The 22706-nt window shown below is 66.9% G+C and carries 21 protein-coding genes; 13 read left to right on the plus strand and 8 right to left on the minus strand.

The window, feature by feature from the left end:
* The first annotated feature begins 117 nt into the window (after nt 1-117).
* From LWC35_RS04035 to LWC35_RS04045, 3 genes are read left to right on the plus strand one after another with little or no spacing between them, the layout of a single operon-like run.
* Complete coding sequence (locus tag LWC35_RS04035; RefSeq protein ID WP_232868511.1) at nt 118-339, plus strand: hypothetical protein; 222 nt, start codon at nt 118-120, stop codon at nt 337-339.
* 16 nt (nt 340-355) lie between these two features.
* Nucleotides 356-2383: a hydantoinase/oxoprolinase family protein gene (locus tag LWC35_RS04040; protein WP_232868512.1), complete on the plus strand. Its 2028-nt coding sequence runs from the start codon at nt 356-358 to the stop codon at nt 2381-2383.
* A gap of 10 nt (nt 2384-2393) precedes the next feature.
* The gene (locus tag LWC35_RS04045) at nt 2394-4331 is read left to right on the plus strand and encodes a hydantoinase B/oxoprolinase family protein (RefSeq protein ID WP_232868513.1); all 1938 of its coding nucleotides are present in this window, start codon (nt 2394-2396) and stop codon (nt 4329-4331) included.
* 213 nt (nt 4332-4544) lie between these two features.
* Here the strand turns inward: LWC35_RS04045 and LWC35_RS04050 are convergent, their stop codons facing one another.
* The 3 genes from LWC35_RS04050 to LWC35_RS04060 are packed head-to-tail and all read right to left on the minus strand — an operon-like array spanning nt 4545 to nt 6962.
* Nucleotides 4545-5366 carry an SDR family NAD(P)-dependent oxidoreductase gene (locus tag LWC35_RS04050; RefSeq protein WP_232868514.1) on the minus strand — a complete coding sequence of 274 codons (822 nt, stop codon included), beginning with the start codon at nt 5364-5366 and terminating at the stop codon, nt 4545-4547.
* A 25-nt stretch (nt 5367-5391) separates the two neighbouring features.
* Nucleotides 5392-6144 (minus strand): SDR family NAD(P)-dependent oxidoreductase, encoded by a 753-nt coding sequence (locus LWC35_RS04055; RefSeq protein WP_232868515.1) that lies wholly within the window; start codon nt 6142-6144, stop codon nt 5392-5394.
* 29 nt (nt 6145-6173) lie between these two features.
* A complete protein-coding gene (locus LWC35_RS04060; RefSeq protein WP_232868516.1) occupies nt 6174-6962 on the minus strand; it encodes an SDR family NAD(P)-dependent oxidoreductase in 789 nt (262 codons plus the stop codon).
* A gap of 333 nt (nt 6963-7295) precedes the next feature.
* Between LWC35_RS04060 and LWC35_RS04065 the strand changes: the two genes are divergently transcribed.
* The 4 genes from LWC35_RS04065 (at nt 7296) to LWC35_RS04080 (ending at nt 11843) form a co-directional block, all read left to right on the plus strand.
* Entirely contained in the window at nt 7296-8135 is an 840-nt protein-coding gene (locus LWC35_RS04065; RefSeq protein ID WP_232868517.1) for a helix-turn-helix transcriptional regulator, read from the plus strand.
* Between the two features lie 176 nt (nt 8136-8311).
* Nucleotides 8312-9880, plus strand: a complete 1569-nt coding sequence (locus tag LWC35_RS04070) for a class I adenylate-forming enzyme family protein (RefSeq protein ID WP_232868518.1) — start codon at nt 8312-8314, stop codon at nt 9878-9880.
* 4 nt (nt 9881-9884) lie between these two features.
* A complete protein-coding gene (locus tag LWC35_RS04075) occupies nt 9885-10679 on the plus strand; it encodes an enoyl-CoA hydratase/isomerase family protein (RefSeq protein ID WP_232868519.1) in 795 nt (264 codons plus the stop codon).
* Between the two features lie 894 nt (nt 10680-11573).
* A complete protein-coding gene (locus LWC35_RS04080) occupies nt 11574-11843 on the plus strand; it encodes a transposase family protein (RefSeq protein ID WP_232868520.1) in 270 nt (89 codons plus the stop codon).
* 536 nt (nt 11844-12379) lie between these two features.
* Here the strand turns inward: LWC35_RS04080 and LWC35_RS04085 are convergent.
* The 5 genes from LWC35_RS04085 to LWC35_RS04105 are packed head-to-tail and all read right to left on the minus strand — an operon-like array spanning nt 12380 to nt 16082.
* Complete coding sequence (locus LWC35_RS04085; protein ID WP_232868521.1) at nt 12380-13528, minus strand: acetyl-CoA acetyltransferase; 1149 nt, start codon at nt 13526-13528, stop codon at nt 12380-12382.
* On the minus strand, nt 13528-13932 hold the full coding sequence (locus tag LWC35_RS04090; RefSeq protein WP_232868522.1) for a Zn-ribbon domain-containing OB-fold protein: 405 nt from the start codon (nt 13930-13932) through the stop codon (nt 13528-13530). Before LWC35_RS04090 ends, LWC35_RS04085 begins: the two co-directional genes overlap by 1 nt.
* On the minus strand, nt 13916-14749 hold the full coding sequence (locus LWC35_RS04095) for an N-acyl homoserine lactonase family protein (RefSeq protein WP_232868523.1): 834 nt from the start codon (nt 14747-14749) through the stop codon (nt 13916-13918). The genes LWC35_RS04090 and LWC35_RS04095 overlap by 17 nt, the downstream gene beginning before the upstream one ends.
* Complete coding sequence (locus LWC35_RS04100; protein WP_232868524.1) at nt 14746-15648, minus strand: NAD(P)-dependent oxidoreductase; 903 nt, start codon at nt 15646-15648, stop codon at nt 14746-14748. Before LWC35_RS04100 ends, LWC35_RS04095 begins: the two co-directional genes overlap by 4 nt.
* Nucleotides 15645-16082, minus strand: coding sequence for a carboxymuconolactone decarboxylase family protein (locus LWC35_RS04105; RefSeq protein ID WP_232868525.1), 438 nt, complete (start codon nt 16080-16082; stop codon nt 15645-15647). Before LWC35_RS04105 ends, LWC35_RS04100 begins: the two co-directional genes overlap by 4 nt.
* Nucleotides 16083-16213: 131 nt before the next feature.
* Here LWC35_RS04105 and LWC35_RS04110 point away from each other — a divergent pair, with 131 nt between their 5' ends.
* From LWC35_RS04110 to LWC35_RS04135, 6 genes are all read left to right on the plus strand, one after another.
* Complete coding sequence (locus tag LWC35_RS04110) at nt 16214-16903, plus strand: GntR family transcriptional regulator (RefSeq protein WP_232868526.1); 690 nt, start codon at nt 16214-16216, stop codon at nt 16901-16903.
* A 146-nt stretch (nt 16904-17049) separates the two neighbouring features.
* Nucleotides 17050-18414, plus strand: a complete 1365-nt coding sequence (locus LWC35_RS04115) for an MFS transporter (protein WP_232868527.1) — start codon at nt 17050-17052, stop codon at nt 18412-18414.
* Between the two features lie 22 nt (nt 18415-18436).
* On the plus strand, nt 18437-19228 hold the full coding sequence (locus LWC35_RS04120; RefSeq protein WP_232868528.1) for an SDR family NAD(P)-dependent oxidoreductase: 792 nt from the start codon (nt 18437-18439) through the stop codon (nt 19226-19228).
* Nucleotides 19229-19253: 25 nt separating this feature from the next.
* On the plus strand, nt 19254-20066 hold the full coding sequence (locus LWC35_RS04125; RefSeq protein WP_232868529.1) for an SDR family NAD(P)-dependent oxidoreductase: 813 nt from the start codon (nt 19254-19256) through the stop codon (nt 20064-20066).
* Nucleotides 20063-21223 carry a CaiB/BaiF CoA transferase family protein gene (locus tag LWC35_RS04130; protein ID WP_232868530.1) on the plus strand — a complete coding sequence of 387 codons (1161 nt, stop codon included), beginning with the start codon at nt 20063-20065 and terminating at the stop codon, nt 21221-21223. The genes LWC35_RS04125 and LWC35_RS04130 overlap by 4 nt, the downstream gene beginning before the upstream one ends.
* A complete protein-coding gene (locus LWC35_RS04135) occupies nt 21220-22689 on the plus strand; it encodes an aldehyde dehydrogenase (RefSeq protein ID WP_232868531.1) in 1470 nt (489 codons plus the stop codon). The genes LWC35_RS04130 and LWC35_RS04135 overlap by 4 nt, the downstream gene beginning before the upstream one ends.
* Nucleotides 22690-22706: the final 17 nt, after the last annotated feature.

A 22706-nucleotide genomic window follows, 5' to 3' on the forward strand; every position in this document is an offset into this window, starting at 1 on the left:
GAGCCGGATCGGACACAGCTCTTGCGCTAACGCTGCAAGGCGCTAAGGTCATCGACATTCCAACCGGTCGGAACCTAGTCCGGATCGTCACCATCGTTGCCGACGAAGGAGTTGTGCATGCCCCCGTTCCCACGGCCGCAGGAGCCGACCGTCTCACTGGTCAAGGAGTCCGTCGAGGGCTCGTGCCCGAAGTGTGGCGCACAGGAGCTGCGCCGCTACCCGGTGAACTCCGAGGGCGGCTGGTTCCAGGTCGTCAAGTGCCAGCACTGCCTGCACTCGTTGAGCCGCGAGCGGTGGAACCTTCTCGGTTCGCTGCAGCTGCTCTCGGACACCATCTGACTAAGGGGCCTGAATCATGATCGCAGTTGACGTGGGCGGCACCTTCACCGATGTCGTCTCCCTGGAGAACGGCCGAATCCGCACCGCCAAGGTCTCCACCGACCCGACCACGGCCTACAAGCCGGTCCTTGTCGGCGCTGAGGAGCTCGACGTGGCCCGCTCCGCGGTGTTCAACCACGCGAGCACCCACGGGCTCAACGCCGTGATCACCCGCAACCTGCCCAAGATCGGATTCCTGACCACGGACGGGCATCGGGACATGCTCGACCAGGGCCGCACTTGGCGCCCGGCCGAAGCCCTCCTCGACCCACGGTGGCGGCGCAGCTTCGGTGACGCCGCGCGCCCGCTGGTCCCGCGCTACCTGCGCCGCGGGATCCGCGAACGGATCCTCGCCTCGGGCGAGGTACTGTTCGAGCTCGACGAAGACCAGGCCCGCGCCCAGCTCGCCGTGCTGCGCCGTTGTGGGGTGACCGGGGTAGCGATCTGCCTGCTCAACGCCTACGTCAACCGCGCCCACGAGGAGCGATTGCGGGAGCTGGTCCGCGAGGAGCTCGGCGAGGTCGCCTGCTCGATCTCCAGCGAGGTCTCCCCGCTCGCCAAGGAGTACGCCCGGGCGTCGACCACGGTGATCGACACCTTCATGAAGATCATCTACTCGGACTACTCCGAGCAGCTCGGCAAGGGCCTGGCCGACCTCGGGTTCACCGGGCAGCTCAACTACGCCGACTGCGCCGCGACCCTAGTTCCGGCCGAGCGGGCCATGGAACAGCCCTTCCGGATCGTGTTCTCCGGCCCTGCCGCGGGCACCGTGGCCAGTGCCCACTTCGGCGAGCTCATCGGCGAGCGGAACCTGCTCTGCGCGGACGTCGGCGGCACCTCCTGTGACATCAGCGTCGTGACCGAGGGCGAGCCGTTCGTCAACACCACCTTCGAGCTCGAGCACGACCTGGTCGTCAACTCCCTCGCGATCGACATCTCCAGCATCGGCGCCGGCGGCGGCAGCCTCGTCACCATCGGCAAGGCCGGCGAGATCCAGGTCGGGCCCGGCAGCGCCGGTGCCGACCCCGGGCCCGCCTGCTACGGCCGCGGCGGCACCCAGCCGACCACCACCGACACCTGCCTGATGGCCGGCATCCTCGACGGCGACCACTTCGCCGGCGGCCGGTTCAGCCTCGACGTCGAGAAGTCGAAGGCGGCGTTCGAGGCCCTCGACTGCGACTTCACCCTCGCCCAGCGCGTGCGTTACGCCTACGAGATGGGCGTGAACAACATCGCCGAGGGTGTGTTCAACATCGCCATCAAGAACGGCGTCGACCCTCGCGACTACAGCCTCGTCGCCTACGGCGCTGCCGGGCCGATGCTGCTGCCCGCCGTCCTCGACCTGATCAAGTGCAAGCAGGTCGTCGTGCCCCCGTACCCGGGGCTGTTCTCCGCGCTCGGGCTGCTGTCCACAGACCAGGTGTTCACCGCCAACCGCAGCGCCTACACGGTGCTTTCCGACGAGGTCGCCGCGGACGTCGATGCGCTGTTCACCGACATGGAGAACCAGCTGCGGGCACGCATCGCCCCCGGCCGCGAGGTCACCTTCGCGCGCAGCTTCGACGGACGGCTCGTCGGTCAGAGCTGGGAGACCCCCTTCGTCGCCGTGCCCGAGGGCACCCTGGACACCGCCGCGCTTGCCACGATGATCGGCAACTTCCACGACACCTACGAGCAGCGCACCGGGAACCGCTTCGACGCCTTCCCGGTCGAGGGCGTGACCTTCCGTGTGCGGGCGATCCTCGACACCGACAAGGTCGAGTACCCGGTCGTGCCGCCCCGCACGGACGCCGACGGACCAGTCTCCCCAGTACGCACCACCGTGCTGCGCTACCTGACCGACCACGAGCAGCAGGCTCCGGTCTTCGACCGCACCCAGCTCCGCGCGGGCGACACCATCGCCGGCCCCGCGATCATCGACGAAAGCCTGTCCACCACCCACATCGGCGCCGGCCAGACCGCCACCGTCGGCGGCTACGGCGAACTCGTCATCACGAGGAAGTGAGCAACGACCGATGACCACCACCGATCTTCCCACCGTGTCGCTGCGCGACATGAGCGACGACGAGTTCACCGCGCGCTACGGCACCGACCGCTTCACCGCCTCGGTGATCACCAACCGGCTGCACTACGTCGTCGAGCACATGTCGACCGGCTTCCTGCGCGAGGCCTTCTCCCCCATCATCCGCGACTGGTACGACTTCGCCTGCACCATCAGCGGCCCACCCGAGCAGGACTACCCGATGTCGGTGGTCAGCAACAGCCTCGTGGTGTTCCTCGGGACCATGGGCGACGCCGTGCGCAACACCGTCATCGAGTACGGGCCGGAGAACCTCCGCCCCGGGGACGTTCTTATTTGCAACGACCCCTACCGCACCGGCACCCACGTCAACGACGTCCTGTTCATCCACCCGGTGTTCCGCGACGACAAGATCGTCTCGTTCGTCAACATCCGCGCCCACCAGCTCGATATGGGCGGTACCGTGCCCGGCGGATTCTCCGGTACCAAGGCCAACATCTACGAGAACGGCCTGGTCATCCCGCCGGTCCTGCTCTACCGCCAGGGCGAGCCGGTCCGCTCGACCTTCAGTCTGATCTTCGACAACTCCCGCTTCGGCGACATCCTGCTGCCGGACTTCAAGTCGATCTACCAGCAGCTGCACCTCGGCGCCCGGCTCATCAGCGAGAACATCGACCGCTACGGCACCGACGCCTACCTCGGCACCCTGCAGTACGCCGTCGACACCTCCGCCGAGCGGATGCGCGACGCTATCGCGCGTATCCCCGACGGCGACTACGTTGGCACTGGGCTCTTCGACGCCGACGGCATGGATGACTCCGAGGAGTACTTGATCAAGATCACCTTGATCAAGCGAGGGGAGAACGTCGAGGCCGAGCTCTCAGGCACCTCCCGACAGGCGCGGACATCAATCAACGCGAGCATGCTCGACGCGAAGACGGCTGTTGGTGCGGCGATGACCATGCTGCTTGATCCGGACACTCCGTTCACGTCGGGCACGTGGCGCAACATCGACATGGCCTGCCCTCCCGGGGCGCTGTTGAACTCGCTGCCGCCCGACGGGGCGAGCATGATGTTTTGGGAGACCACAACGATCTTGGTGACGGCGGTGTTCGACGCGCTCAACCCGATTCTGGGCGAGCGCGGGATCGCGGGCGACTATGGGTCGATCAACCTCCACAACGCGAGCGGGGTCTTGTCTGATGGCACCCCGTGGGCGACTGCAGCCCAGTGCGGGGGCGAGCATGGGCCCTGGGGCGCGACAAGCGACGGAGACGGCGACAGCTACACAGTGCTGTTCATGCTCAACAATCTCGATCCGGCCACAGAGGCGATCGAGCACGACGTACCCGTTGTGCTACTGCGCAAGGAGGCGGCAGCTGACACCGCTGGTGCTGGGTTCAACCGGGGCGGTGCGGCCACTATCCGCGATAGCCTTTGGCTCACTGACGCCTCCGCGTACAGCTCGCCATTCCGCACCAAGGTCCCCAGTGGGATCGGTGCGAACGGGGGCGGTACGGGCAAGCTCGGCGCGGTCTGGATCTTTCCGCCCGAGGTCACCGACATCCGCCGCCGCGGACAGCTCATCCCGCACTCCCATGACGCCTACGCGGACACCATCCCCGTCGGCGGTATGCTCGACCCGATCACCAAGGCGCTCGACCCGGCCGGGAAGTATTTCTACTTCGCCTCCCAGCCGTCGTGGGACACCAAGGCCGGCGCAATGTTCCGCTACCTGACCAACGGCGGCGGCGGATGGGGCAAGGCCTTCGAGCGCGACCCCGAACGCGTTCTGCGCGACGTCCGGGACGGCTACGTCACCGTCGAGGGCGCGGCCCGCGACTACGGCGTCGTCGTCCTCGGCGACCCCGACAACGACCCCGAAGGCATTTCGGTCGACGAGGACGCCACGAGAGTTCTCCGGCAGAGCTGACCTGACCGAACGGCCAGCCGCTCGTCGGCACGCCACCCAGGACAGCCCCCGACGGCGGGGACGGCACTACCCGCCGCCGGGGGCATCCAGCGGCACCTCCACCTCCTGGTCGATCCGTCCCTTTAGGGTTGTTGCCAGCGCAGGGAGGCGAGACTCTGCCCAGCAAGTCGTGGACGCCACGAAGATGGGCGGGTGGTCTCCACTTTTGGCGCCTTATTGCGGGAAAGCGGTGGCTGCGGACCTCTCAGACCACCGGTCGATTTCGGAGAGCAATTCCTGCGTGCGCCGACGGGTGCGGTCCATGGCGTCGGCGCCGAGAACCAGGTGCACCGGCGGGTCGCCGGCCGTGATCGCGTCGATAATCAGACGCGCGGCGCGATCCGGGTCGCCCGGCTGACAGCCTGCCCTGCGGGCAAAGTGCGCGCGGCTGTCGGCCTTGGCCTGCTCGTAGGGGGTAAGCGCTCGTGTGGTGTACCGCACGGAGTGCTCGGAGAGGAACTGGGTGCGGAACGCCCCAGGTTCCACTGAGGTGACAGTGATGTTGAAGGGCGCGAGCTCTGTCGCCAGGGCTTCGGACATCGCCGTCAATGCAGCCTTCGCGGCCGCATAGACGCCGGATCCGGGGAGGGGGTCGAGTGCTGCGATGGACGACACATTGATCAGGTGACCTCGTCCTCTTGCCCGAAGATGTGGCAGCATCTCCCGGAGCACCTGGAATGCGCCAAAGAAGTTGACCCGGAATAGGTGACCGGCCTCTACATCAGAGACCTCCTCGACCGGTCCGAGCAGGCCGTAGCCAGCGTTGTTGACGACGACGTCGATGTCTCGGTCCATCGCCAAGACGCGCTGAGCCACCATCGCCGGTTGATCCGGATCGGCGAGGTCCAGAGGTAGGACGTGGAGCCTACCGCTCGGATCTTCAATGTCGGATGTGCCGGAGCGAGTCGTTCCGACAACCGTGTGGCCCCTGTCGAGCGCCGCAAGAGCGAGGCTTCGGCCGAGGCCGCGGGAAACGCCAGTGATGAACCAGTCCATGGTGAGGTCCGTTCGGGCTGTTGGGTCAGTGCGCGGTGAGGCCGCCATCGACGACGAGCTCTGCGCCGGTGACGAACGACGACTCATCGCTGGCGAGGAAGAGCACCGCGGGAGCTACTTCCTCCGGTCGTGCCGCGCGACGCATGGGTGTCCGGACGATGTCGGGTTGCTGGTCGCCCTGCTCATCGAGAAGCTCCTGGATCATCGGTGTAGCGATGACTCCTGGGTGCAGGGAGTTCACACGCACGCCCTTGGTGCCGAACTCGACTGCTGCGGTCTTGCTCAGCAGCCGTACTGCCCCCTTGGACGCCTGGTAGGCCGCGGCCGCACCGCTTCCCACTAGACCGAGAACCGAGGACACATTGACAACGGAGGCGTTGCCGCTCTCACGAAGCATCGGCATAGCCGCACGCATACCGAGCCATGTACCAGTCTGGTTGACCGCGATCACATGATTCCAGGCATCCTCAGTGGTGTCCTCGATTCCGGGCCACGACAGCACGCCGGCGAGGTTGACCAACACATGCAGGTCGCCGAATCTGGTCTTCACGGCTTCGATAGCCGAGGCCCACGAGGCGGCGGAAGACACGTCGAGCGTGATCCCGTCGACCTCCGCGCCGCTGCGGCGCAGGCGGTCGGTCAACGCCTTGAGCTGCGGTTGGTTGATGTCGGTGAGCATGACGCGCGCGCCTTCGCGGGCGAATAGCTCTGCGGTCGCCGTGCCGATCCCACCGGTCGCTCCCGTGATCAGCGCGACCTTGTTCGCCAAGCGGGCCATGAGCTTCTCCTGTTCAGTTGGGGGCGGACTCAGCCGGCGGTGAAGCCGCCGTCAGCGGCCACGACGGCGCCTGTGACAAAGCTGGATCGGGACGAGGCGAGGAAGCCGATGACCTCGGCGATCTCCTCCGGCTCAGCGACTCTCCCCAGCGGGTGCGCAGCCGCGAAGGAGCGCAGGTATTCACGGCTGTCGTCTCGGAAGCTGTCGAGCAGGTCGGTCTCGATCACCCCCGGTGCGACCACGTTGGCGCGGATGCCGTGCTGGCCGCCCTCCAAAGCGATGACCTTGGTCAGCTGCGCCAGCGCACCCTTCGATGCGCTGTAGGCAGAACCCTCGGGAAGTCCCACGGTGCAGGTGTAGGAACCGACGTTGACGATCGAGCCGCCGCTCCCCTGCTCGATCATGGCGCGGAACGCTTCTCGCGAGTGCAGGAACGCGCCGCGGGCATTGACCGCCATCAGCACGTCCCAGTCGTCCGAGCCGGTCTCGCTGAAGGGCTTGTTCACGGTGCGACCAGCGTTGTTGATCAGAATGTGCACAGCTCCGAACCGCTCCCGTGCAACGCCTACAGCTCGTGCTGCAGTGTCCTCGAGCGCGACGTCGCCGACGAGCGGTATCACGCCCGCGAATTCGGCTGCAAGATCAAGGACCGCGTCCCGGAGGTCCTCCGCCACGACGAGTGCGCCCCGGGCGTGCAGCCAGGACACGGTGGCCCGGCCAACCCCGCGAGCCGCCCCGGTAACGATGGCGACTTTGCCCTCGATGCCTTCATCGTTACCGCCGGACGCCCCAGCGCCGGCCGGCGCTGAGCCGCTCATCGAAGGGCCTCGCCGTCATCGAATCGGCCAAGATCCGTGACCCCTCGCCTGGACGCGGTACCGAGGGTGAAGAGGGTGTCGCAGATACTGCCGGCCGTCTGAGCGGGCGGTTGCACGCGCGAGCGAGGAGCCGGCTCGTCCTCCCGTCGCCGCCATCGAGGGAAATCACGGTGAGGGCTCGGTGTGTCCTGTCCCTCTTGCGTCATCTGCCATTTCCGAGCGTGTCGTGCCATGTCCCCAGAGTGCGGACAGTTCTGTGCAGAAACCAGGACGCGCTCAACCTGGACGTGCTGCACCCAGGCACGGGCCTGGGCGTCCGCCTAACCTTGCGGGGTGACTGCCAACGCCCTCGGCGAGTACCTGCGCGCCCGACGCGCCGACCTGACCCCGGCTCAAGCGGGAATCATCACGCACGGCCGCCGCCGCGTCGCGGGGTTGCGTCGTGAGGAGGTCGCCGTGCTCGCGGGCGTCAACGCCGACTACTACGCCCGGCTGGAACAGGGGCGCGAGCGCCACCCGACCCAGCAGGTCCTCGAAGCTCTCGCCACCGCCCTACAGCTCGACCGCGACGCTCGGGAGCATCTGTACAGGGTCAGCGGCACGGCCCCGCCCGCGGCGCCACTCCCCCGCCGTGATCAGGTCAGTGACGACCTGCGACAACTCATTGACGCCTATACGCACACGCCGGCGTTCGTCCTCAACCCGACTCTGGACGTACTGGCCTCGAACGCTCTCGCCGATGCCCTCTATGCATCATTCGCGTTCTTCGACAACCTCGCGCGGATGACGTTCCTCGATGACGCAGCCCCCGTCTTCTACCGTGATTGGGAGCGCACCGCGCACGCGAGCGTGGCCAACCTTCGCCGCGCGCAGGGCCTCGACCCACGGAACCCGCGGCTCGTCGATCTCGTCGCGTCACTCACCGCATCCAGCTGTGACTTCCGTCGACTCTGGGACAGCCATGCCGTCCAGGGGAAGCGCCGTGAAGCTAAGCGCTTCGCCCACCCCGAGGTCGGCCCCCTGGAGCTTACCTACCAGGCCTTCGACGTCCGCGACGCTCCTGGCCAGCAACTGGTCATCTATCACGCGGAACCAGGCAGCCGCAGCGCCGATGCCCTCGCGCTACTCGGGACACTCCACGTCACACATCAGCAGGAGGCATCTCAGGCATGAAGGACACGAGCCCCGTCGCACCAGACCTGACCGTAGATTTTGGGTCAAATATCTGTAAGCTGGGGAGGTCGCCTGTCGAGGCGAGAGCTCCAACGGAGGTGCACAGCAATGTCATCGAGCACGACCGGGCCCCGCGCCACGCGCCGAAGTGATCCCCCGGGCGGCCGGGTGGCCGGATGAACGGGATCGACTTCCTCGACCGGGGCTGGCGCCTCAACCCCGCAGGTCCGTGCATGATCGACGCCGAGACCGGGGACGAGTACAGCTACACCTGGGTACGCGAGCAGACCTTCATCATCGCCAACGCACTGCGTGCCGAGGGCTACGGCATCGGATCGGTGGTCGGCGTGCTCAGCCGCAACCATCCCCTCGCCTTCCTCGCGGTCCTGTCCGTGATGCGAGCCGGAGCCACCTATCTGCCGGTCAACGCGCGCAACAGCATCCGCGAGAACGCAGAGATCTTCCGCGACTTCGGCTGCGAGGTCCTCTTCCTGCACGGCGAGTTCGTCGATGCCGCCGAGGAGATTCAGCGCATCGCTCCCGGCATCAAGAGGGTGGTGCTGATCGAGGGCGACCGATCCGGCCTGCCGGACCTCGCAAGGTTCACCTCGGGTTTCGACGCCACACCGTTCGACCTTCCCCACGACCACGAACGGCCGTACGAGTACCTGACGACCGGAGGTACCACCGGCCGACCGAAGGGCGTCGTCTTCCCCAACCGGCAGCTCGAGAGCATCGTTGCGAACTTCAGTGCTGTCGCGCCGTGTGACGTCCCGCCGGTGTTCTTGGCAGCGGCGCCCCTGACGCACTTGTCGGGGAAGTTCATGCAGTACGTGATGTCGAGGGGCGGCACCGGGATCGTCATGGGCCGGGTAGACCGCGCGCAGATTCTTCGGCTCATCCCCGAACACCGGGTGACCCATCTCTTCCTACCTCCGACGGTGATCTACGACCTACTCGCCCAGCCGGGCGTGCGTGAGGTCGACTACTCCTCGCTGCGCTACTTTCTCTACAGCGCCGCTCCCATGGCGCCGGAGAAAGTTCGTGAGGCCATCACCGTCTTCGGCCCGGTGATATGCCAGGTGTGGGGACAGAGCGAGGCCGCCTGGAACACGATCTTGTTGCCCGAGGACCACTTCGCCGACGGGGTTCTCGGCGGCGAGATCGCCGACAACGACAGGCTCGCCAGCTGTGGCCGTCCCCTGCCCTTCGTCAACGTCGAGGTGATGGACGAGGCCGGGAACCTCCTCGCCGACGGCGAACGCGGAGAGCTGGTCGTCCGAGGCATGTGCGTCATGCAGGGCTACTACGGGCAGCCCGAACTCACCAAGGCAGTCTCGGAGCACGGCTGGCACCACACCGGTGACATCGGGTACCGCGACGCGCAGGGCTACTTCCACATCGTGGACCGCAAGAAGGACATGATCATCTCGGGCGGGTTCAACATCTTCTCCGCCGAGGTCGAGCGCGCGATCCTCGACCATCCAGAGGTCGCCGAGTGCGCTGTCATCGGCGTCCCGCACGAGAAGTGGGGCGAGGCCGTACTGGCCATCGTCGAGATGAGGCCCGGCCGGCAAGCTGACGCCGAGTCGATCCTCGCCTTCTGCCGAGAGCGCATCGGCGCAATGAAAACACCCAAGTCGATCGAATTTGTGGCGCAACTGCCGCGCAACGCCAACGGCAAGATTCTCAAGCACACCCTGCGCGAGAAGCACTGGAGCGGCGCGGATCGACGGGTCTCCTGACGCGATGACGAACACCGATCTTGTCCTGCTCGACGTCCGCGACTCGATCGCATGGGTCACCCTGAACCGGCCGCAGCAGCTCAACGCCCTGTCCCAGGCGCTCATGCAGAGATTGCTGGAGGTTATAGATGCCGTCGAAAAGCACCCGGACGTGCGCGTGGTCGTCGTCACCGGCGCTGGGCGCGCGTTCAGCGCCGGTGGAGACCTGAGCGACTTCCAGGACCATCTAGATGCGGGTCGGTACGGCGCCGTGGCCAACGGGATCGCATTCGGCTCCCTCGTCCTGTCCCGTTTGGAACGCTTGCCACAACCCGTCATCGCCGCGGTCAACGGAGTGGCCGTCGCCGGCGGCCTCGAGCTCATCCTTTGCTGCGACCTCGTCATCGCAGCCGAAGGCGTCAAGATCGGCGATGGGCACCTCAAGTACGGGATCCTGCCGGGCGGCGGCGGAGCAGTCCGCTCCGTGCGCAGGCTCCCGCCGGCCGTGGCCAAGCAGCTGCTCTTCACCGGCGGCCTCGAGCGTGCAGAGCGCTTCGAGGCGTGGGGGCTGGTCAACCGCGTCGTGCCGGCAGATCACCTGCTGTCGAGCGTCCAGGAACTTGCCAACCAGATCAGCAAGCTCAGCCCTCTGGCTCTCGGACACGTCAAGCGAGTCGCCAGCGCCGCGAGCGAGTTGAGCACCGAACAGGGCCTCGCGCTCGAGCAGGAGGCGCTGGCCGAGTACGTCCGCAGCCACGACTTTCGCGAAGGAATCGCGGCATTCGCGCAGAAGCGCACCCCGACGTTCACCGGTGAATGAGCAGCAGGTGCCGGAGGCCAGCTCGGCCTCCGGCACCTCGCCGATCAGCAGCGCGGCACGCTCCGCAGCGACGCGCCACCGAACAAGCTGAACGGCAAGGTAGGCCTTGGTGGTGCCGTCGCCGGCGTCGACCACGATCTCGACGCGGTCGTCCTTCATGGCGTGCTGTTCGAGCGAAGTAGGGGTGGGAAGGCCCGGACGGCCGGTCGCCTCTCCGCGCGTGGCCGCTCGCAGCGGCAGAGGCTGAGACCCGGGGCCACGGTGTCCGCCCGATCCGGACGCTCCCTTCAACCCACGCGGGTAAGCGGGCGTGCGAGGGCATGAGGAGGCCGTGCCAACCCACGCTCAGCCGCGATATGGGTCAGCTCTTGTCAAGTAGGCGGGGCGGATGGCCGTGATGCGCAGCATGGTGGCGGCTCAGAGGGCTTGGCCCGATGAGGGCCGGGGGTGGAGAGGTTGTCGCGGTCAACGCACGGTCAGGCTGTTATGCGCGGGTTGATTACCGCCGGGTGTTCGTCGGGAACGGCCGCGTCGCTAGGGTCGAGCGGGCCGCCGCAGTCGTGCCGCGCGGGCGGCTGCTTACAGCGGTTCCGGCACGCCCTGCCCGTTGGATCAAGGCTTGCGGGGCTCCGTCGGTGTTGTCGTAGAACGCGCCGAGTGGGTGGTAGTCGACGGTCTTCTACGAATACACCCCGACCGAGGCGTCCACGTCGACGATCAGCAACTTCCAGATCTTGGCCGGCGACCCGTTTCTGTGGGAACGCCCGCTCCCTTCGCGAGCGCGGTGTCGAGCTGGTCCAGCAGACGCCGGCGGGTCGGGTCCGACGTGACCGGCCCGAGCAGGGCGTGCTGGTTGTCCAGTACCGCGACCTCGTAGCCTAGGCCCTGCTGGTCGTGGCCTACCTGCGCAGGCGCGAGACCTATGCCGGCTTGGCCTGCGGATTCGAGACCGGCGCCTCCACGGTGTACCGCCACATACGCGAGGCCCTCGACCTGCTCATCGTCATGACCCCGACGCTCGAGCGGGCCATCGAGGTCGTGAAGCGGAAGGCGTTCGTGGGCCTCGACGGCACCGTGGTGCGCATCGACCCGGTCGGCATGGCGTCGGACTACGACCGCGCCTTCTACTCGGGCAAGCACAAGACCCACGGTCTCATCGTGTAGGCCATGGCGGACCCGATCGGCCGGCTGGTGTGGATCTCCCGGCCGCTGCCCGGGTCCGCCATGACATGGGCTCGGCTCGCGGGCAGAGGATCATCGGCGCGTTGGCAGAACATGAGATCCCCGCGGCGGCCGACACCGACACCGCCGACCAGGGGCCGGCCCGACGATCGCGCAGCGGCGTCGGCGTAAGGACCCGACACCGACCGGGTTCTGGAAGCTCGCGCTTCCAGAAGAATGTGAACCAGGCCCACGCTCGCCGCCGCGGGCGCGGTGAACGGGCCAACGCCGAGTTGGAGAACTGGCGCGTCCAGCGCAAGATCCGCTCCAGCCCGCCACCACCGACAATTTCATCGCCGCAGTCAGACCCTCATGATCGTCAGCACATGATCACATTGGCAAACGCGGTGAGAGCTGGAGCGCCCTTCTTGAGACAGTGGAAACAGCCACGACTGCCGTGAGCGAGCTGCCCAGCTTGGCGCTGCCCTCGACTAGACCGCTGCTCTTCAGTAGCTCGTGGCTGTTCGCCTCGCACTGCGTCAGACTGTCGCGCTGGATCCCAGCAAGAGAGTGGATTCGGCAGCGAGCAGACCGCCGTTTCCCTGGCAGAGGGCGATCTCCGCGTCCTCGATCTGGCGTGCCCCGGCTTGGCCTCGGAGCTGTTCGACGGCTTCGATGATGGTGAAGATTCCGTACATTCCGGGCTGCACACACGACAAGCCGCCACCGTTGGTGTTCACCGGTAGCTCACCACCGGGTCCGATCCGGTCGATGGTGGCGAAGGCCCCGCCTTCCCCCTTTTTGCAGAAGCCAAGATCTTCGAGAAACAGCACCACGTTGATCGTGAAGGCGTCGTAGAGCTGCAGGACGTCGACGTCGCCTGGTGCGAGCCCCGCCATCGCGAAGGCTCGCCGCCCGGATTCCGCCGCAGGCGTGGTGGTCAGGTCCGGCATCCGGCTGATCTGCCGGTGGGACAGCGCGGTGGCGACGCCCAGTACATGTACCGGTGGCCGGGCGAGATCGGCGGCGCGGTCCTTCCGGGTCAGAACGACTGCGCCAGCGCCGTCTGTGACCAGGCAGCAGTCGAGGACGCTGAGAGGGTCGCAGACCATGCGGCTGGCCAGCACATCTTCGACGGTGAGCGGGTCGCGTGCGAAGGCCACCGGATTGAGCTGTGCCCAGCGCCGGGCCGCGACAGCCACGCCGGCGAGCTGTTCACGAGTGGTGCCGAAATCGTGCATGTGCCGGGCAGCAGCGAAGGCGTAAGACGAGATCGGCTCCCTCGGCTCCCAAGGTGCGTCGAAAGGGGGAGCGTCGGGAGGCATGATCGGAAGCCCCCCGGTTCGCTGGTTGCTCCCGTAGCAGACGACAGCGACCTCGCACAGTCCGGCATCCAGGGCGAGTGTGGCCCACTGCACGTGGTCGAGAAACACGTTCCCGCCGGTGTTGCTGCCGACGTTGACGGACGGCTGGATCCCGAGATACTCGGCGACCGAGAGCGTCGGCATCATGTTGACCATGTTCGCTGTGAAGAGGCCGTCGACCTCGGACAGTTGCAGGCCGGCATCATCGAGGGCGCGGCGCACGGCGAGCGCGGTTAAGTCTAGATGGCTGTATCCGGGCGCGGCTCCGATGCCGGCCAGACCGATTCCCGCGATCGCGGTCTTGCCTCGCAGCGTGTCGCTCATCAGTGGTCCTCCGGCTCGTGGGCGGGAACGAAGCCGATTGCGGGGCCGCTAGCCAGCTCGACGATCCGCGGTTCGACCCGCTGCCCGATGCGGACATCAGCGGGGGCGACGCCCTCGACTCGGCTCAGCATCCGGGCACCGCCGTCGAGATCGATCAGGCTCAGGTCGTAGTCGCCGCCACGATCCGAGCGCCGTCGGACGGTGGTGGTCGAGGCGACCACACCGCCGCCGGTGATGGGACGCCACGCTAGCTCAGTGGATCCGCAGCACGGGCAGGTGACTTGGGGCGGGAACACTTGACCGTGGCAGCTCGCGCAGACCTGGAGCTGCAGGTCGCCCTGCTCGAGTCGGCGGCGGAACTCTCCGGCAGGGGCATGCCCGGCATATTCATCGGGAGTTGTCATCGTTACATCCAGTGCGAACAGGTTGCGTTGCAGGGCGTTCGGGCGGGAGATCCAGGCGCGCGGCTCCCGGGCTCGGCTGCGGGTAGTCGGCGAACACGCGAGGGTCGTGGCCGGGCACGACATGGTCGTCGTCGTCAACCAGCTCAAGGAAGCGGTCGTAGGCCGACATCAGCTCGGCCACGTTGTACACCTCGGGAAAGGCTCTGCGTTGGGAATAGTTCGCGTAGTAATGGCACGCGTCGGACGCCAACAGGATCGGGCCACGTGCGGTCTGCACCCGCACCACTTGAAGCCCCATCGTGTGCCCGCCTACGTGGTGGAGTTCGATGCCGGGGAAGGGATGCGCGTACCCGTCGTGGAAGCGAACTCGCCGGTCGAAGACGCGCCGGACCATGGTAGCGACGTTGTCCGGGCTGAACGCCGCCGCGCAAGCGCGATGAGTCATCGCGGGCCCTGTCGCGTAGCGCATCTCCCGTTCCTGCAGGTGAAAGCGGGCGTTCGGGAACAGGTCGGTATTGCCGGCGTGGTCGTAGTGCAGATGCGTGATGATGACGTCGGTAACCGCTTCGTGGTCGACGCCGACGGCGTGAAGGGCCTCGTCGACGGGCGTAACCAGTGTTCGGCCCCGGAGTTCGGCCTCAAGCTGGTCGAAGCCCGTGTCCACCACCACTGTGCCGAGGTCGCCGCGGATGACCCACACTGCGTAGTCCATGGGCATCGGAACGTCGTGGCTGTCCCCGCCGATGAAGTTCTGCGGCGAGCGCCGCTCGACATGGGCGTATCGGACCGCGAGTACCTCGTACTGGGTCTCGGTCACTCGCCTGCCCTGCGCAGGCTTCGGACTTCGACGCCCGACCACTGCTCCAATGGGCGCACGATCGTGGTGAAGTCCGCGTCGGCGCCCATCTGGTCGCGGGCGAACTGCCAGAGCTGCCGGACAGCGGACCCGGTGAACAGGGGAACGCCGAGTGTGTCGGCCTGCTCGGCGAACAGGGCGAGGTCCTTGTACATGAGGCCGATGGCGAAGCCGAAGTCGAAGGTGCCCGGCAGGATCGCCCGGGGGAACTTGTCCTGCGTCGCGCTGTTGCGGCCCGACCCCGCATTGACGACCTCGACCATGGTGTCGGCGTCGAGTCCGGCCTTTGCACCGAATACGAAGGCCTCGGCAGTCACCGCCAGAGCGGTGGCCGACAGATAGTTGTTGAGCAGCTTCATCGCCTGGCCCAGTCCGGGTGTGGCGCCGACGTGGAACACGCGACCGAGCTGGGCCAGGATCGGCTCGACGAGAGCGAACTGTGAATCCGGGCACGCGGTCATCACCGCAAGGGTGCCCTTGGCCGCGCCGGTCACCCCACCGGACACCGGCGAGTCGACGAGACACACATCTTGAGTGGCCAGGGCTTCGGCTACGCGGGCCGAGGTAGGGCTTCCGGTGGTCGACAGGTCCACCACGTGTCGTACCTGAGTGCCGTGTACGAGGCCGTCCTCACCTAGAGCGACCTCCAGGACGACGGCCGGGGTCGGCAGGCTCATGAACACGGTGTCGGCGGTGTCGGCGACCTCACGTGGCGACCGAGCGGTAGCTGCGCCCAGATCGGCGAGCGCTCGCATCGCGTCGGCGTTGACGTCGAAGACGACCAGGTCGTGGCCGGAGTCGAGGAGCCGGCCGGCCATCGGAGCTCCCATGTTTCCCAGGCCGACGAAACCGAGTCTCATGCCGCTCCCTCGTTGGTCCCCGCGACGGGACGCTCATCGGTGACGTCGTTCGAGGTCTCGGCGGCGTACTCGGCGATGGCCTCGCGGGCGACGCGGAAGGCATCGACGCCGGCGGGGATCCCGCAGTAGACGGCGACCTGGAGCAGGACCTCACGGATGTCGGCGGGTGTCAGGCCGTTGCGCAACGCCCCACGAGTGTGGATCTTCAGCTCGTGTGGTCGGTTGAGCGCGGACAGCATGGCCAGGTTGAGCATGCTGCGGGTCTTTCGATCGAGCTCCGGACGGCCCCATACAGCGCCCCAGCAGTACTCGGTCACCAGGTCCTGCAACGGGCCGCCGAACTCGTCGGCGGTCGCCAGAGCCCGTTCGACGTAGGCCTTCCCGACCACCTCCTTACGGATCGACAGTCCCGTGTCGTAGCGCGCCTCGGACATGTTCCTCCTTGAACTGAGAGCTACAGCAGGCCCAAGATATTTGACCCAAAACCTGTCGTCAATGCCCCCGCTCCTCGCGCCAGGCCGGTAGGCTAGAGCCGTGCACACGGTCAAATACCTCAGGTCAAGCGATGAGCGCTGAGCCGATCCAGCTTCCCGACCCTCCGACGTTCGGCCGCGAGCGCATGGCGGACGGAGTCACCGAGTACCTGCGCGAGCTCATCATGTCCGGCGCCCTTCGTGCCGGTGATCGTCTACGGGTCGAGCATCTGGCGGCGCAGTTCAAGCTCAGCGTCACTCCGGTCCGGGAGAGCTTGATCGAGCTGTTCAACCAGGGGTTCGTCGAGCGTGAGCCGCGCCGTGGGTACGTGGTCGCCAAACTCACCCGCCAGGGCTTCCTGGATCAGGTCCTCATCCTGGCCATGGTCACCGGCGAGCTCGCAGCGAGGGCTGCAGAGCGCGTCGAGGCAATGCAGCTCACGACGCTTCGCTCTCTTCAGCGGGCGCTGGACCACGCCGTCGAGACCCATGATCATGACGGGGCGGAGATTGCGAACTACCGGCTCCATCGCGAGATCAACCTGCTCGCGGACTCGCCCACCTTTGCCCGGTACGCGCAGGGGGCCTCGCACTACATCCCCCGCTTCACCTGGCAGTCCCTCGCAAGCCGGCCCACTGCGTGCTCCTATGAGCACGCCGACATCCTCTCCGCAATCGAAGCTCACGACTCCGCAGCTGCTCGCGCCGCAATGATGGAGCACATGACGAGCAGCGGGGCGCGCCTGGCGGACGAGTTGGGCCGCGCCGGACTCTGGGACTGACGCACCCGGCCCCACGGGGAGCCCCGTGGGGACTTGACGCCGGAGATTTTGGGTCAAATACTTCGTACCTGCCCGGGCTTGCGTGAAGGAGCGAGCCCCGGTGAGGATCTCTGCACCTCCGCTCCCGACGAGACGAGGCCCGAACAATGTCGTTCTCCACTCCGCCCGCTCCTCCACAGGGCCATCCTGAGCCGGCTGAAGACCCGGCACCGGCAGCCGCGCTCGAAGAGGTCAAGGCACCTCGCGCAATCAGCCGACGCGTGGTGGTCGCATCCACTCTGGGCACGGTCACCGAGTATTACGAGCTGACCGTCTACGCCTACTTGACGACGGTCATCGCGGTGGTGTTCTTCCCGGCGGCTGATCCGACTGCGGCGTTGCTGGCGGCGCTGGCGGTGTTCGCGGCGACGTTCATTGTGCGTCCGCTCGGAGGGATCTTGTTTGGCTGGATCGGTGACCGGTTCGGTCGGCGTAAGGCTCTGGTGCTCGCGCTGCTCGGTATGGCACTGGCCACCTTTGCGATGGGGGTGCTGCCGAGCTACGCCGCATTCGGCATCGGGGCGACGGTGTTGCTGGTGATCGCCCGGATCGCGCAGGGCCTGTCGGCGGGTGGCGAGATCGGTGGCGCGGCGGCATACCTGGCCGAGCAGGCTCCGGTGCATCGGCGGGGTTTCTACACCAGCCTGGTCAACTTCGGTGTGCTGTGTGGCACGGTCAGCGCGTCGCTGGCCGTGGTGCTGCTCAACGCGATGCTCAGCAAGGAGCAGATGCTGAGCTGGGGTTGGCGGCTGCCGTTCCTGATCGCGCTCCCGCTGGGTCTGGTCGGGATCTACATCCGTCGCAAGCTCGAGGACTCGCCCCAGTTCATCGCCGCCCGCGAAGAGGGCGCGGTGGTGAAGGTGCCGGTGCTGGAGCTGTTGAAGAACCACCGCAAGGCGCTGCTCTACGGCTTCGTCATCTCCTCACTCACCTACGGCGCCTTCTACGTGATCTTCTCCTACACCCAAATCTACCTCGTCCAAGTCGCCAAACTCTCCTCGACCATCGCCTCTCTGAGCCCCACCGTCGGGCTGCTCGTTGCGCTCATTCTGCAGCCCACCTTCGGCTTCCTGGGCGATCGTCTCGGCCGGAAGCGGCTGCTGCTGCTCGCGATCGTGTGCTTGGTCGTGCTGCCGTTCCCGATGTTCCTGCTGCTCAACTCGGGTGCTCCCGCGCTGGTCTTCCTCGCGAACGCGCTGCTCGGCATCCCGGTCACGCTCGTCCAGGCCGTCAACCTGGCGGCCCTGTGCGAGCTGTTCCCGACTACCGTCCGTTACAGCGGTGTTGCCCTGGTGTTCAACGTGGCCGCCATCGTCTTCGGAGGTACCACCCCACTGCTGTGCACGTGGCTGATCGAGGCCACCGGGAACCCGGTCGCTCCCGCCTTCTATCTGATCGCGTTGGCCGTGGTCTGCCTACCGTTCCTCGTCACTCTGCCCGAGACGGCGCGCCGGCCGATGCGGCTTCGCTGACAGCCCCTATGAAGGAGAGAACGTGAACAACACCTGCAGTGAGCCGGTCGTCGTCGTCACCGGCGCCGGCTCCGGAATCGGCGCCGCCACGGCTCTGCGCCTAGGCGGCCAGGGATATCAGGTGGTCTGCGCCGACGTCTCGCCCGATCGCTCAGCCGAGGTCGCCGAGAAACTGATAGCGAACGGCGGCCGTGCCGACGCGGTCCCGACCGACGTCACCGACGGCAAGCAGGTGCAGCAGCTTGTCGGCCGGACCATCGGCCGCTTCGGTCGGATCGACGCTCTGATCAACAACGCGGGCGTGGGTAGCGTCGGTTCGGCGGTCGAAGTAGACGAGGCCGAATGGAACCGGGTGCTGAGCACCAACCTGACCGGGGCTTGGCTCTGCGCACGCGCCGTGCTACCGCACATGACTCAGGCTAGGCGGGGCTCCATCGTCAACCTCTCCAGCATCACAGCCTTGCACGGTTACCCGCGCATCGCGGCCTACAGTGCGGCGAAGGGCGGGATCATCGCTCTGACTAGGCAGATGGCGCGAGATGTCGCCGAGCACGGTGTGCGTGTCAACGCCGTGGTCCCGGGGACCGTCCACACCCCGCTCACCCAGGGGCTGTGGGACGGTGGCGGCGGGTTCGGCGGATCTGCAGCCACCGTCGACGAACAGGTCAGCGCAGCCGGCGCGGGCTATCCGCTGGGTCGCCTTGGCACCGCCGACGAGATCTCTTCAATGATCGCCTTCCTCACCAGTGACGCTGCGGCCTGGATTACCGGCCAGGTCCACGTGGTCGACGGTGGCAGAACGGCGATCGGCTAGCTGGCACCCACTGGAAGGAAATCGCATGACCACCATCGATCACACGCTCGACGTCGCGGCGGCCCTACCTGCAGGCCGTGACTTCGGGATCAGCGGCCGCTCGATCATCATCACCGGCAGCGGACAGGGCATCGGCGCGGAGTATGCACGCCAGTTCGCAGCTGCCGGGGCGCTGTGCACCGTCGTCGACCTGAACGCCGAAAAGGCGCACGCGGTCGCCGAGGAGATCGAGCAGGCCGGCGGTACCGCAGCTGCGGCCGCCGCTGACGTCACCGACGCTGCTGCGATGGAAGACCTTGCGCGCAGTGTCGTCGACAGACACGGCCACATTCACGCACTGGTCAACAACGCAGCGGTCTTCGCCGGGCTCACCCTCAAGGGCCTCGAGGAGATTCCCCTCGAGGAATGGGACACAGTGCTGCGCGTCAACATCACCGGCTCCTACCTGCCCGCGCGAGCTGTGGCGCCGTACATGCGGGCGGCCGGGAGCGGGCGCATCGTCAACATCAGCAGCGCCGCCGTCGCGCAGGGACTCGTCAACTGCCTGCACTATGTCACGTCGAAGAGCGCGATCGTCGGCATGACCTACTCCATGGCGCGCGAACTCGGCCCCCACGGCATCACCGTCAACGCCATCCAACCCGGCGGGACCCGCACCGAGATCGAGCGCAAGACGCAGACGGCTGAAGGCCGGGCCCTGATGATGTCGCGCCAGTGCCTAAACCGTCATGAGGTCCCAATGGACCTCGTCGGCCTCGCTGTGTTCTTGTGCAGTCCGGCCTCGGCGTTCCTCACCGGCCAGGTGATCGCCTGCGACGGCGGCAGCACGCACCGGTGAGCGCACCACTCGACGGGATCACCGTCGTCAGCATCGAGCGGGCCGTCGCCGCCCCCTTCGCAACCCGACAGCTCGCTGACCTCGGAGCCCGCGTCATCAAGATCGAGCGCCCCGGAGAGGGCGACTTCGCCCGGGGCTACGACACCGCCGTCCACGGGGAGTCCAGCTACTTCGTCTGGCTCAACCGCGGGAAGGAGTCCGTTGAGCTCGACCTGAAGTCGCCCGACGGACAAGCGGCGGTCGAGGCCCTGCTCGGCCGCGCCGACGTGTTCGTCCAGAACCTAGCCCCAGGAGCAGCGGCCCGACTCGGCTGGGATACCAAGACGCTGCACCAGCGTCACCCGCAGCTGATCACCTGCGCCATCAGCGGCTACGGAACGGGAAGCTCGTGGTCAAACCGGAAGGCCTACGACCTGCTGATCCAGTGCGAGACCGGCCTGGTCTCGATCACCGGCACACCTGAGGAGACTGCCCGGGTCGGAGTGTCGATCGCCGACATCGCCACCGGGATGTACGCCTACTCCGGAATCCTCGCAGCGCTCTACACCCGTTCAACGACCGGCCGGGCGCACGCCGTCGAGGTGTCGTTGTTCGACGCGCTCACCGAGTGGATGAGCCAACCCGCGTACTACACCCGTTACGGCGGCGCACCACCGCGTCGCCTGGGCGTTCGGCACGCCACGATCGCCCCGTACGGGGCCTACACCGCCCGCGACGGGCGACAGGTTCTGCTGACCGTGCAGAGCGAACGCGAGTGGGCGCTCCTCTGCGAGGAGATCCTCGCCATGCCCGAGCTGGCCACCGACGGGCGGTTCACCAGCAGCGCACGCCGCGTCGCACACAGGGACGAACTCGACGGGATCATCGCGCGTCAGCTCCGCGACATCGACTCTGCTGATCTTGTGGACAAGCTCGAACGGGCCGGCATCGCCTACGCCCGAATCAACGACGTCCCGGCCTTCCTGGTCCATCCTGTGCTCGCGGAGCGGGAGCGCTGGCAACCGATCGGCACCCCCGCCGGCCGCGTCGAGGCATTCTTGCCCCCCGTCCAGCTCGACGGAGTCGCACCGCGGATGGGCGATGTCCCTCGCCTCGGACAACACACCCAATCAGTCCTTGACGAGCTGGAGCTCGCTCAGAGCCGAGGAAGAACATGACCGAGCGGTTCGAGATGCTGATCGGCGGTGCACGCCGCGGCGCCGCCAACGGCACAACCTTCTCCTGCGAAAATCCCTATACCGGACGAACATGGGCAGAGGTCCCCGACGCCACTCCGGCTGACGTCGACGCCGCCGTCACGGCAGCCCGAGCAGCACTCGACGGACCCTGGGGCCAGACCACAGGGTTCGACCGTGCCCGCCTGCTGCGCAACCTCGCTGCCCAGATCGCACGTGACACGCAACGGCTCGCCGCCTTCGAGGTCAACGACTCCGGAAAGCTCCATCGCGAGATGCTCGGCCAGATGACCGGACTAGCATCTTGGTACGACTACTTCGCAGGGATCGCGGACAAGCTCGAAGGCCGCCAGATCCCCACCCCGAACCCCAACTTCCTCGTCTACACACGCCGCATGCCAGTTGGTGTGGTCGCAGCCATCACGCCCTGGAACTCGCCACTGCTGCTATTGACCTGGAAACTCGCACCCGCCTTGGCCGCGGGCTGCACCGTCGTCATCAAACCCTCCGAACATGCGCCAGTCTCCACCCTCGCCTTTGGCAAGCTCTTCGAGGACGCCGGATTCCCGCCCGGTGTAGTCAACATCGTTACCGGCAGTACCGGCGCGACAGGCGCAGCGCTGGCCGGGCATCCCGGGGTCGACAAGGTGGCCTTTACCGGAGCCACAGAAACCGGACGCGGTGTCGCCCGCGCCGCGGCGGAAAACCTCAACGCCAGCACTCTGGAACTCGGCGGCAAATCCGCGCAGATCGTCTTCGACGACGCCGACCTCGACGCAGCCGCCAACGGCGTCATCGCTGGCATCTTCGCTGCCGCGGGGCAGACCTGCATGGCAGGATCCCGGCTCCTCGTCCACACCAAAGTCCATGATCAGCTCGTAGACCTCGTCGTAAAGCGGGCCACGACCATCCGGCTGGGCGATCCCCACGACCCAACCACCGAGATGGGGCCGATCGCGAACGGCCCACAATTCACCAAGGTTATGAAGCTCCTCGATCAAGCCCTCACGGAGGGGGCGACCATCGCCTGCGGCGGCCGACCCGACGAGGAGCTCGGTGGCTACTTCATCCGCCCGACGGTGCTCACCGGCCTCGTCCCCGACGCCACCATTCTCCGAGATGAGGTCTTTGGTCCCGTGCTTGCCGTCAGCACCTTCACCGACGAGGACGACGCTGTGACCCAGGCGAACGGCACTCCTTACGGTCTCGCCGGCTCGGTCTGGACCAGGGACGTCCACCGTGCCCACCGGGTGGCCGGACGTCTCCGGGCCGGCAGCGTCTGGATCAATGCCTACCGGGCAGTGGCGCCCAGCGTCCCCTTCGGCGGCTACGGGCTGTCCGGGATCGGCAGGGAGAACGGGGTAGAGGCCGTCGATGCTTACCTCGAAACAACATCCGTCTGGGTCGAGCTGAGCGGCGCCACGCGGGATCCCTTCGTGCTCGGCTGAGAACTACAGGAGTCCAC

The sequence above is a fragment of the Pseudonocardia kujensis genome (genome assembly GCF_021283305.1).
GTDB lineage: Bacteria > Actinomycetota > Actinomycetes > Mycobacteriales > Pseudonocardiaceae > Pseudonocardia > Pseudonocardia kujensis.

Coding starts and splice junctions, on each gene's coding strand:
- LWC35_RS04075 (WP_232868519.1), top strand. CDS start 9,885: ATGACGAACACCGATCTTGTCCTGCTCGACGTCCGCGACTCGATCGCA.
- LWC35_RS04070 (WP_232868518.1), top strand. CDS start 8,312: ATGAACGGGATCGACTTCCTCGACCGGGGCTGGCGCCTCAACCCCGCA.
- LWC35_RS04110 (WP_232868526.1), top strand. CDS start 16,214: ATGAGCGCTGAGCCGATCCAGCTTCCCGACCCTCCGACGTTCGGCCGC.
- LWC35_RS04060 (WP_232868516.1), bottom strand. CDS start 6,962: ATGAGCGGCTCAGCGCCGGCCGGCGCTGGGGCGTCCGGCGGTAACGAT.
- LWC35_RS04035 (WP_232868511.1), top strand. CDS start 118: ATGCCCCCGTTCCCACGGCCGCAGGAGCCGACCGTCTCACTGGTCAAG.
- LWC35_RS04125 (WP_232868529.1), top strand. CDS start 19,254: ATGACCACCATCGATCACACGCTCGACGTCGCGGCGGCCCTACCTGCA.
- LWC35_RS04085 (WP_232868521.1), bottom strand. CDS start 13,528: ATGAGCGACACGCTGCGAGGCAAGACCGCGATCGCGGGAATCGGTCTG.
- LWC35_RS04135 (WP_232868531.1), top strand. CDS start 21,220: ATGACCGAGCGGTTCGAGATGCTGATCGGCGGTGCACGCCGCGGCGCC.
- LWC35_RS04045 (WP_232868513.1), top strand. CDS start 2,394: ATGACCACCACCGATCTTCCCACCGTGTCGCTGCGCGACATGAGCGAC.
- LWC35_RS04055 (WP_232868515.1), bottom strand. CDS start 6,144: ATGGCCCGCTTGGCGAACAAGGTCGCGCTGATCACGGGAGCGACCGGT.
- LWC35_RS04090 (WP_232868522.1), bottom strand. CDS start 13,932: ATGACAACTCCCGATGAATATGCCGGGCATGCCCCTGCCGGAGAGTTC.
- LWC35_RS04040 (WP_232868512.1), top strand. CDS start 356: ATGATCGCAGTTGACGTGGGCGGCACCTTCACCGATGTCGTCTCCCTG.
- LWC35_RS04050 (WP_232868514.1), bottom strand. CDS start 5,366: ATGGACTGGTTCATCACTGGCGTTTCCCGCGGCCTCGGCCGAAGCCTC.
- LWC35_RS04105 (WP_232868525.1), bottom strand. CDS start 16,082: ATGTCCGAGGCGCGCTACGACACGGGACTGTCGATCCGTAAGGAGGTG.
- LWC35_RS04115 (WP_232868527.1), top strand. CDS start 17,050: ATGTCGTTCTCCACTCCGCCCGCTCCTCCACAGGGCCATCCTGAGCCG.
- LWC35_RS04100 (WP_232868524.1), bottom strand. CDS start 15,648: ATGAGACTCGGTTTCGTCGGCCTGGGAAACATGGGAGCTCCGATGGCC.